The 10508-nt window shown below is 61.1% G+C and carries 11 protein-coding genes; 6 read left to right on the plus strand and 5 right to left on the minus strand.

What is annotated here, in order from left to right; all coding sequences use genetic code 11:
• Positions 1 to 20 precede the first annotated feature (20 nt).
• From B9A97_RS00720 to B9A97_RS00740, 5 genes are all read right to left on the minus strand, one after another.
• Positions 21 to 1199, minus strand: coding sequence for a phosphoserine transaminase (locus tag B9A97_RS00720; protein WP_084363061.1), 1179 nt, complete (start codon positions 1197 to 1199; stop codon positions 21 to 23).
• A gap of 196 nt (positions 1200 to 1395) precedes the next feature.
• Positions 1396 to 2226, minus strand: coding sequence for an outer membrane protein (locus B9A97_RS00725; RefSeq protein WP_084363466.1), 831 nt, complete (start codon positions 2224 to 2226; stop codon positions 1396 to 1398).
• A 216-nt stretch (positions 2227 to 2442) separates the two neighbouring features.
• Positions 2443 to 2658, minus strand: coding sequence for a hypothetical protein (locus B9A97_RS29250; RefSeq protein ID WP_143530282.1), 216 nt, complete (start codon positions 2656 to 2658; stop codon positions 2443 to 2445).
• A 300-nt stretch (positions 2659 to 2958) separates the two neighbouring features.
• A complete protein-coding gene (locus B9A97_RS00735) occupies positions 2959 to 5265 on the minus strand; it encodes a methyl-accepting chemotaxis protein (RefSeq protein ID WP_084363467.1) in 2307 nt (768 codons plus the stop codon).
• Between the two features lie 210 nt (positions 5266 to 5475).
• Positions 5476 to 6477 (minus strand): LLM class flavin-dependent oxidoreductase, encoded by a 1002-nt coding sequence (locus B9A97_RS00740; RefSeq protein ID WP_084363063.1) that lies wholly within the window; start codon positions 6475 to 6477, stop codon positions 5476 to 5478.
• Positions 6478 to 6652: 175 nt separating this feature from the next.
• Here B9A97_RS00740 and ruvC point away from each other — a divergent pair, with 175 nt between their 5' ends.
• The 6 genes from ruvC (at position 6653) to B9A97_RS00770 (ending at position 10505) form a co-directional block, all read left to right on the plus strand.
• Positions 6653 to 7162 carry a crossover junction endodeoxyribonuclease RuvC gene (ruvC, locus tag B9A97_RS00745; RefSeq protein WP_084363064.1) on the plus strand — a complete coding sequence of 170 codons (510 nt, stop codon included), beginning with the start codon at positions 6653 to 6655 and terminating at the stop codon, positions 7160 to 7162.
• A gap of 76 nt (positions 7163 to 7238) precedes the next feature.
• Positions 7239 to 7856 (plus strand): Holliday junction branch migration protein RuvA, encoded by a 618-nt coding sequence (gene ruvA, locus B9A97_RS00750; RefSeq protein ID WP_084363065.1) that lies wholly within the window; start codon positions 7239 to 7241, stop codon positions 7854 to 7856.
• Between the two features lie 56 nt (positions 7857 to 7912).
• On the plus strand, positions 7913 to 8173 hold the full coding sequence (locus tag B9A97_RS00755; RefSeq protein ID WP_084363066.1) for an AbrB/MazE/SpoVT family DNA-binding domain-containing protein: 261 nt from the start codon (positions 7913 to 7915) through the stop codon (positions 8171 to 8173).
• Complete coding sequence (locus B9A97_RS00760) at positions 8170 to 8568, plus strand: PIN domain-containing protein (RefSeq protein ID WP_084363067.1); 399 nt, start codon at positions 8170 to 8172, stop codon at positions 8566 to 8568. The genes B9A97_RS00755 and B9A97_RS00760 overlap by 4 nt, the downstream gene beginning before the upstream one ends.
• Complete coding sequence (ruvB, locus tag B9A97_RS00765; RefSeq protein WP_084363068.1) at positions 8565 to 9605, plus strand: Holliday junction branch migration DNA helicase RuvB; 1041 nt, start codon at positions 8565 to 8567, stop codon at positions 9603 to 9605. The genes B9A97_RS00760 and ruvB overlap by 4 nt, the downstream gene beginning before the upstream one ends.
• Entirely contained in the window at positions 9606 to 10505 is a 900-nt protein-coding gene (locus B9A97_RS00770) for a metallophosphoesterase (RefSeq protein WP_084363069.1), read from the plus strand.
• Positions 10506 to 10508: the final 3 nt, after the last annotated feature.

The following is a 10508-nucleotide window of genomic DNA, read 5'->3' on the forward strand; positions in this document are numbered from 1 at the left end:
AGCCGACGGAGCCGGAAAAATCAGGCCGCAGCCTTGGAAAGCGACGCCTTCTGCGTCTCAAAAGCCCAGGCGAGCCAGGGCATCAGCGCTTCCATGTCCGATGTCTCGATGGTCGCACCGGCCCAGATGCGCAGGCCCGAGGGAGCATCGCGATAGGCGCCGATATCGAAGGCAACGCCTTCCTTTTCGAGAAGGCTGACCAGGCCCTTGGCAAAGGCCGCCTGGCCATCGGCATCGAGCGCCAGCACATCCTTGTCCACGATGGTCAGGCACACCGATGTATTCGAGCGGGTTTCCTCGACCTTGGCGAGATTGGCAAGCCAATCCGTCTTGGCGGCAAAGTCGAAGATGACCTTGGCATTGGCATCGGCGCGGGCGATCAGGGCTTCCAGACCACCCAGCGACTTGGCCCATTGCAGGGCGTCGATATAGTCTTCGACGCAGAGCATGGAGGGCGTGTTGATCGTCTCGCCGACAAAAATTCCCTCGATCAGCTTGCCGCCCGAAGTGAGACGGAAGATCTTCGGCAGCGGCCAGGCCGGGACATATGTCTGCAGGCGTTCGACGGCGCGGGGGCTGAGGATCAGCATGCCATGGCCGCCCTCGCCGCCCAGAACCTTCTGCCAGGAGAAGGTGACGACGTCGAGCTTGGAGAAGTCCATGTCCTGGGCAAATGCCGCCGAGGTGGCGTCGCAGATCGTCAGGCCCTTGCGGTCGGCCGGAATGAAGTCGGCGTTCGGAACGCGAACGCCAGAGGTCGTGCCGTTCCAGGTAAAGACCACGTCGCGGTCGAAATCGACGGCGGAAAGGTCGGGAAGTTCGCCATAGGCGGCGTTGAACTTGCGCACATCGGCCAGCTTCAACTGCTTGACCACGTCGGTCACCCAGCCGGCACCGAAGCTTTCCCAGGACAGCATGTCGACGCCACGTTCGCCAAGCAGCGACCACATCGCCATTTCAACGGCGCCGGTATCGGATGCGGGAACGATGCCGATACGGTAATCGGCAGGCACGCCCAGAATTTCGCGGGTGAGGTCGATGGCCTGCTTGAGCTTGGCTTTGCCAACCTTGGCACGATGCGAACGACCGAGCGGCGCATCGGAAAGCGCTTCAAGCGACCAACCGGGGCGCTTCGAGCAAGGGCCAGAAGAAAAATGAGTGTTGTTCGGACGCAGGTCCGGTTTCGCGGCGTTTGCCATATGGCTATCCTTCCAGATAGATGGCTCCTCGTTGGGGAGGAGTGTCCCGCCGCTGGAGATACGCCTGTCGGGGACTCTCGTCAAGCGGGCTGATGTCGCAACGAGAAAATATTTTGACGCCTTGATGGCAGGACCGGAAACGCAAAAAGACCGCCCGCGACGTGCGGACGGCCTTCGATCAAGGAAACCGGAATTCTTACTTGTAGACGATCGGCTGCGGCGGGGGCTCGTAGGCCACCGGCTGGGCGCAATCGGTGAACACATAGCGTGCACCCAGGCGCAGCTCGTGCGAATCGATGCCCTTGTCGTAGCCCGGGCCACCGTTCAGCTTGTAGCCGAACATGTCGCCACCTTCGATATGGCGGAAGCGGTAGCCGGCATCGGCCTTGATGTTGCAGGTGACGTCGATGGTCGCACCGGCCATCAACTGATAGGCGAAGCGCCAGCTGCCCTTGCCGTCATGCGTGACCGTCGGGTCGCAGCCAATGCCGTTGTTGGCGCAGGAGGTGTTCTTCAGGTCCTTCCACTTCACATTGGCGCCACCGATACCGGCACCGACGTAAGGCGTGAAATAGCCATAGGTCCCCAGATCGACATAGGCGTTGGCCATCAGCGTGTAGGCGGTCATCGATGTCAGGTCTTTCGAGGTGCAGGCGGTAGAAACGCCGCAGCCACCCTTGGTCGAGCCGTTGAAGTCGCTCTTGAACAGGTAGTCGAAGGTCAAGTCCGTACGCAGGTAGTTATTGACCTGATAACCGACACCAGCGCCGAGGCTGAAGCTATCCTTCAGAGAAGCGGTCGCAAAGTCGGCCTTGGAGCCGTTCGAACCCTGGAAGAAGTTTGCGCCGCGCAGCTTGTTGAAGGAGTAGCCGAGGTCTCCGCGCAGATACCAGCCTGTCGATTCCGCCACGGCGACCTCAGGGGCGTCAATAACAGGCGGCATGGGCTCGGGTTGATAGACATCGGCGGACAGAGCGGCCGTGCCCGAAAGCAGGACCGCCGACAGGCTGAGGATAAGCGTCTTCATGGCTTCTGAAACTCCAAAATCCCGGTTGATCTCTTCGGCCACGAGGTGCCGTTCTTCCGTTCCGGTGATGGATAATGAAGCACAAAGGTTAATCCACGCTTAACCACGTCAGTTTACCATCAAAGGTAGCGATGGATTCACCATATTCATGGGCTTGCAATATTTCAGGCGCGACAGCCACCGCCGCGTTCGCCAGCGGCTGGTCCTGAATATCTGCTATCTCCGGAAGGTAGCGGTGATCGTGCGGGGGCGGTTCTCGCCATCGATGATGAGCATGACCTGCAGCTCTCCCCGGTCGTAAACCACGGCGATCTTCATCGGTTTCGCCCGACCACCGTTGCGCCAGACGCCATCCCCCTCGACCGAAGACACACCGGCTGCTGAAGGCTTGCGGGCAGCGGTGACTGTCGCAGACCAGTCATTGTTCGCCACCACTTTCAGCCTGGATCCGTTCCGGTCAATCCGAATCGAGCATTTCCGACATTCCCCGGCATTGGACGACACCTGCCTCCAGGTCCCCTCATACACGTCGAGGCGATCCGCCCTCGCGGACGGTACAATCGAAACGGCGAAAACGATGATCGCGACGAAACACTTAAGCGCTGATCGAAAACCCATGCAGTACCCCCAAGCATCGACTTGGCGGCAATTTAGGATTGCACGGCTTTCATCGCGGTAACTTTTATCCGTTGGATTTTAATCTCTGCAGCCACGGCATCTGACGTGTTGGTGTCAGCTCGCCAAACGTTGATGGTTTGCCATGGAGGCTTGCGGCGCGGCCAGCAGGAACTTGCCCAGGCGCCGATCCATCTCCACCGCCTCGGCCGCCAGCATGCGGATTGCTGCGGTGGTCTGCTCGACCATGGCAGCATTCTGCTGTGTCATGGCGTCGAGGCCGGAGACGGCGCCGCTGATTTCCTGCAGCCGCCCGCCCTCTTCTCTCGTCGAAGCCATGATATCGCCGATCTGCCGGTCGATGTCGCTGACCCGATTGCCGATACCATCCAGCGCCTTCCCTGCCCTTTCGACCAGCGACACGCCGTGGGCCACCTCGGAGGTCGAGCGATCCAGAAGCTCGGAGATTTCCTTGGCCGCAGTGGAGGACCGTTGGGCAAGTTCGCGCACCTCCTGCGCCACCACGGCAAAGCCCTTGCCGCTTTCGCCGGCGCGCGCCGCCTCGACGCCGGCATTCAATGCCAGAAGATTGGTTTGGAAGGCGATCTCGTCGATCACCCCGATGATCTGGTTGATCTTCTGCGAGGAATTCTGGATGGCCTCCATGGCGGCAATGGTATCGCGCATGATGTCACCCGAGCGCTCCGCATCCGTGCGGGTCTCGCTAGCCATGCGCGCCGCATGCTCCGCCTTGGCGGTCTGCGTCTTGACGGCTCCGGAAATGGCGTGGATCGCGCTCGCTGTTTGCGTGATCGCCGTGGCCTGGCGCTGCGTGCGATCGGCCAGTTGGTCGGAATCGGTGCGCATCTGCTCTGCCCCGTTGCGCACGGCAACGGAATTGCCGCCGATCGCGGTGAGCGTATCGCTCAATGTTGCCAAAGCCTTGTTGAAATTCTGGCGCAGCGGCTCCAACTCGTCGGTGAACCGCATGCTGATCTGATAGGAAAGCTCGCCGGCCGCCAGGCGTTGCAAGCCCTCGTCCAGCATGCCGACCACGGCCTGCAGCGTGCGCGCCTCGGCGTCTCGATCGGCAAGCCGCTGCCTGCGTTCATGCTCGGCCTGCTGGCGTGCGTCCTCGTTGGCTGCCTCCAACTGCCGCTGCTCGACAAGTGCCGCCCGGAAGCGCTCCAAGGACCGCGCCAGCGTGCCGATCTCATCGCGTCGGTCCTGGCCGATGACGGTTTCATCAAGCTTGCCGTTGGCCACATCGGTCGTCAGGGTCGCAAGCCTGGCAAGCGGCGCAAACAGCCGCCGCGCCAGAAGCCAGGTCGCCACCACCATCAGGACCAGCACCAGCACGCCGGACGATAGCAGAACCGTCGCAATCGACACGGAGCCGGCCTGCAACTCGCTGGTGAGAACGCTCTCGACCACCGCAAAATTCTTTCCGTCGAACTCGACGGGACGAACATAGGCCAGCGCCGGCCCATCGGTTCTCGTGAAGTCGAGCGTCTCCATCTTGCCGCCGGAAAACACGGAAGACGGCACGGCGAAGGCCGCCGCATCCAGATCCCTCAAGGCACCTGTGGAGGTCAGGCCCACGCCTTTGCCGTCAGCGGACAGAAAGGCGGATTGTTGGCTGCTGGCGGCGGTGATGCCCTTGGCGAGCATGCTGCTGATAGCACTTTCGCGCAGTTGGAACAGGAAGACGCCCTTGAAACTGCCAAGCTTGACCACCGGCACAGCAAAATAAATGTCGGGCGCGTTCGGATCGCTACCGACACGCAGACCGGAGAAGCTGGCGGACACGACATCGTCAGTCGCCTTGGCCGCGATGGCGACGCTGTCGGCAAAGGCACGGCCAAGCCCCGTCGCGGCCCAGCTTGCGTCGGTGATATTCTCCGCGAAGGTCGCATCCTTCTTGTAGGAGTAGATGATATTGCCCTCGACATCGGCGATCAGCAGGTCGCGAAACTGGGTGTCCGCCAGAAAGCCTGCGACATCCGTCTGGGTCTTCTCATGGGTGGAGTAGTAGAAACCGCTCGGGCCCTCGGGCTTCAGAAGCTTTTCACGCTCGGCGGCGGGAAACGGATTGTTGCTGACGAAGACATCGCGGAGTTCCTTGCGCGCATCGCCTGACGTCTTGATGATCGTTTTCCAACCGCTCTTAAGCCCGGTCATGGACTGCTGCAGGCTTTCGATCTTGGCAATCGACACCGCCTGGTTCTCGAACTGGTTCAACTGCTCCCGCAGCATGTCGCCCCGGAAGGTCAGCGTGGTTTCCATGGAGCGCTGAACCTGCGCCTCGAAGACCTCGCTGCTGCTCCAATAGGCCACCACGTTCATCAGAACGATCGACAGGGCTGTCAGCAGCAGGAAGAAGGAAACTACCTTCGACGACAAGGAATTGAACCAGTTGGGCATGGCGACGTCCCGCATTCGCGTCGGCGATCCCTCGGAGATGCACGACTATGTCTCAGCTCATGCTTGCGGCCCGCCGCGACTCCCTGCCGCCAGACCGCTTCACATGTGCGTGAGCTTTCGCGAACTTGCTTAAGCCATGGTAAACAATGCTCCGGCAATCGCTAAAATAGCCTAGGGCAGTTGCGTCTTGACGTCTGGAATTGACGGATGTCAGGCGGCCCGCTGCATCAACTGGCCGAGACCGGCGAAGTATTCCACCGACCGCAACCGCGCCTGCAGGTCATGGATAGGCATCGAGATGATCAGCTCGTCGGCGCCGGTGGTCCCGAGGAAATCCGCAAGCTTGCCGGCAACCGTCGCTTTGGACCCGACGACGGCGTAACGCAAGGTGTGCTCGACACCAGCGCGTTCCATCTCGCTCCAGATGCCATCCATGCTGTCCACGGGGCGTGGAAACTGGCTGCGGACATTCCGCCGCAAGTTGATGAACTGCTGCTGCGCCGACGTAAACAGCCGCCGTGCTTCTTCATCCGTATCGGCGGCCACGCCCATCACCCCCACCATGACATGGGGCCGGTCGAGCTGCGGCGATGGCTGGAAGCGCTGCCGGTAAATGGCAATGGCATCCATCAGCGAATCAGGCGCGAAATGCGAGGCAAAGGCATAAGGAAGCCCCAGCGCCGCGGCCAGATGCGCGCTGTAGAGGCTTGAGCCGAGGAGCCAGATCGGCACCTCGCTGCCGACGCCCGGAACAGCACGAAGCCCATGGCCATCGTCATCGGGCCCCATCAGGCGCTGCAATTCGATGATGTCTTGCGGAAAGCTTTCAGCCCCCGCTTCGATATTGCGACGCAGGGCGCGCGCGGTGCGCATATCGGTGCCCGGTGCGCGCCCGAGCCCGAGATCAACCCGGCCAGGAAACAATGCTTCAAGCGTGCCGAACTGCTCGGCAATGACGAATGGCGCGTGGTTGGGCAGCATGACGCCACCCGAGCCGATGCGGATCCGTTTCGTCGCCTGCCCCACATGCGCGATGACGATAGAGGTCGCGGCGCTCGCGATCCCCGGCATGCCGTGATGCTCCGCGAGCCAGAAACGGTGGTAGCCATTCGCTTCCGCCGCCTGCGCCATCTGCCGCGATGCCTCCAGGGCCTGGCTCACGGTCTGGCCTTCTGCAACGGGGGAAAGATCGAGAATGGAAAAGGGAATCATCTTCAGGCCCTCATTGCCGCTGCGACGTCGACTGCGATTGATAAACGAATTTGTTTCTTATGTAGTGATGCCCAAACGCATTACCAGAAAACAGGCTTTGGTTTTCGATCCAGAATGTTTTTGTTTTGTTCACATTTTGCTGGCTAAACCTTGCCTGAAAGAAGTAGGCTTGGCCATGCAGAACACAGTACGAATCATCGGTATCGACCCGGGCCTCAGGCGCACGGGATGGGGCGTGATCGAAACGCTCGGCAATTCCCTGCGTTTCGTTGCCTCGGGAACAGTCCAGTCCGACGGAGACATGGATCTCGCATCGCGCCTGTGCCAGTTGCATGACGGCCTGGCCGAGGTCGTGCACAGCTACCAGCCACACGAAGCCGCCGTCGAGCAGACCTTCGTCAACAAGGACGCGGTGGCGACATTGAAGCTTGGCCAGGCGCGTGGCATTGCGATGCTGGTGCCCGCCCGGGCGGGGCTGCCCGTCTCCGAATATGCGCCGAATGCGGTGAAGAAATCCGTGATCGGCGTCGGCCACGGGGAAAAGCAGCAGATCCACATGATGCTGAAGATCCTGATGCCGAAGGCGGAGTTCAAGGGCAATGACGCCGCCGACGCGCTGGCCATCGCCATCTGCCACGCACACAATCGCGGCGGCGACCGCATGCGGCGAGCCCTTGCCGGCTGAGGCTGGCTCTCGCGCTGCAGACTTTCAGACCATGCCTGTCGTTCCACTTCCACCCACATTCTGACGGACCTTCTCCATGATCGGCAAGCTCAAAGGCACAATCGACGAAATCGGCGACGATCACGTTTTGGTGGACGTGCACGGCGTCTGCTACGTCGCCTTCTGCTCGTCGCGCACCTTGTCACGCATCGGCTCCCCTGGCGAAGCGGTGGTGCTGTTCATCGAAACCTATGTGCGTGAGGACCAGTTGAAGCTGTTCGGCTTCATGAGTGCGCTGGAGCGTGAATGGTTCAACCTGCTGCAAAGCGTGCAGGGTGTTGGTGCAAAAGTTGCGCTGGCGGTTCTTTCGACGCTGACCCCGGGTGAACTGGCCAATGCCATCGCACTTCAGGACAAGGCCTCGGTGTCGCGCGCACCGGGCGTCGGCCCAAAAGTGGCGGTGCGCATCGTAACGGAACTGAAGAACAAGGCGCCGGCCTTTGCCGGTGAAGCGGCTGCCAATATCGGGCTCAAGCAGGAACTCAGCGAAGGCGTCGCCTCTGCCCCAGTGGCGGATGCGGTGTCTGCCCTCACCAATCTCGGCTACTCCCGCGACCAGGCCGCCAATGCCATCGCCGCAGCTTTGAAAAACGGCGGCGAAGGTGCCGACAGCGCCAAACTCATCCGGCTTGGATTGAAGGAGCTGTCGCGTTGATCTCCTTGATTTCTGCAGTCCTCCTTACTAATGTCCCGAAGTAAGGAGATTTCGCGATGAACGTCTTTTACGGCACCATGACATCAAAGGGCCAGACCACGGTTCCTGCGGAAATTAGGGAATTGCTGAAGCTGAAGCCGGGAGATCGGATCCGCTATGTCGTGCAGGACGGCAACATCAGTCTGAAAGCGAAGAACAAACGGCTGAGCGATCTGGCAGGCATACTGCATAGGCCGGGCATGACGCCTATGAGCTTTCAAGACATGGATGACGCAATCGGCGAAGCAGTCTCCGAGCATGTGATGCAACGCGAATGATCGGGATCGACACCAATATTCTCTTACGGCTGATATGCCAGGATGATGCGGAACAGTCCGAGTTGGTGACCAGATGGGCAGAGAGCCTGACAGCGGAGGAGCCGGGCCTCATCAACAGCGCTGTTCTGCTGGAGCTCATCTGGACCGCACGGCGGCGCCTCAAAATGTCACGGTCAGAACTCAAGCTGATCCTGTCAGGCCTGCTTGAGTCCGAAAACCTAGTCATGGAAGACGAGAGCCTGATCGAACTGGCGCTCGATGAGATGGATCGCTCGACGGAGGAGTTCGCAGATATCTTTATCGCTCTCAAGAACCGAGAGCTAGGATGCCGGACCACCATGACCTTGGACAAAATAGCGGCGGGGCGCATACCCGGCATGGAACTTCTCGCATGAGCGCACAAAATCCGATCCTCACCCCCGAGAAGAAAGGCGAAGACGTCGATGCGACGCTGCGCCCGCAATCGCTCGACGATTTCACCGGCCAGGCGGAGGCCCGCGCCAATCTCAAGATCTTCATCGAGGCGGCGAAGAACCGCGGGGAAGCGCTGGACCACGTGCTGTTCGTCGGGCCGCCCGGTCTCGGCAAGACGACTCTCGCCCAGATCATGGCGAAGGAACTCGGCGTAAACTTCCGCTCCACCTCAGGCCCTGTCATCGCCAAGGCGGGCGATCTCGCCGCCCTGCTCACCAATCTGGAAGAGCGTGACGTCCTGTTCATCGACGAAATCCACCGGCTCAATCCGGCGGTAGAGGAAATCCTCTATCCTGCTATGGAGGACTTCCAGTTGGACCTGATCATCGGGGAAGGCCCCGCCGCCCGTTCGGTCAAGATCGACCTGTCGAAATTCACGCTCGTGGCGGCCACGACCCGACTTGGGCTGCTCACCACGCCCTTGCGCGACCGTTTCGGCATTCCCGTGCGTCTCTCCTTCTATACCGTGGAGGAACTGGAACTGATCGTGCGCCGCGGCGCCCGGCTGATGGGATTGCCGATGACCGATGACGGCGCCCGCGAGATCGCCCGGCGCGCCCGCGGCACGCCGCGCATTGCCGGACGGCTTCTGCGCCGGGTCCGCGACTTTGCCGAAGTGGCGAAGGCAGAGGCCGTGACGCGCGAAATCGCCGACGAGGCCCTGACCCGACTGCTGGTGGACAATATGGGCCTTGATCAGTTGGACAAGCGCTACCTCAACATGATCGCGGTGAATTTCGGCGGCGGCCCAGTGGGTATCGAAACCATCGCCGCTGGTCTCTCCGAGCCGCGCGATGCGATCGAGGATATCATCGAGCCCTATATGATTCAGCAGGGCTTCATCCAGCGAACGCCGCGCGGCCGCGTTTTGACCGCAAACGCGTGGAAGCATTTGGGCATGCAGCCACCCAAGGACCTGGAGGCGGCACAGTTCCGTCTCAGCCTTGAGGATGAATGAATGATATCTCGGCGGGGCCTGCTGAAACTGCTGGGAACGGGGTTCCTCGCCCTTTCAGCCACCGCCGCCTACCCCTTCGTCGAGGTTTTCGGCCGGCCTGGCATCCGGCAATACGCGTTTTCGCCGCGCGGCTGGACGCCTGGACTGAAGCTGAAGGTAGCGGTGCTGGCCGATCTCCACGCCTGCGAGCCGTGGATGACTGTCAGCCGGATCGACAGCATCTGCCGTCAGACTATGGATCTCGAACCGGATATCATTCTCCTGCTGGGGGACTATGTCTCCAGCATGAACCTGGTGACCGGGCAGGTGCATTCCTCTGAGTGGTCGAAATCCCTCAGCGCACTCAAGGCGCCGCTGGGCGTGCATGCCATCCTGGGCAACCACGATTATTGGGATGACCTGACCTTTCAGCGTGACCAGGCCGCCGCGCCCTATGTTGTCAAAGCGCTGCGCAATGCCGGCATCTCAACCCATGTCAACGACGCCGTCAGGCTTGAGAAAGACGGAAATGGGTTCTGGCTCGCGGGGCTGGGGGATCAGTTGGCGCTGCTCCCCGGCAGGGCCCACGGACGCAAGCGCATGCAAGGCATTGATGACCTCGATGCAACCCTCGCCAAGATCACCGATGATGCGCCCGTCATCATGATGGCGCATGAGCCGGATATCTTTCCCTCCATGAGCCCACGGGTCAGTCTGACCCTGAGTGGTCACACCCATGGCGGCCAGCTCAACTTCTTCGGCTGGCGTCCATTCCCGGCGTCACGGGGATCGGCGGTTTATCCGGCCGGCTATTTCAACGAGGATGGTCGCGAACTCATCGTCTCGCGCGGGCTCGGGTGCTCCGTCCTGCCGCTGCGCATCGGCAGCTATCCCGAAATCCTGCTGCTCGAACTGGGATAGGCC

It is taken from the genome of Rhizobium sp. RU36D (genome assembly GCF_900176345.1).
Lineage (GTDB): Bacteria > Pseudomonadota > Alphaproteobacteria > Rhizobiales > Rhizobiaceae > Allorhizobium.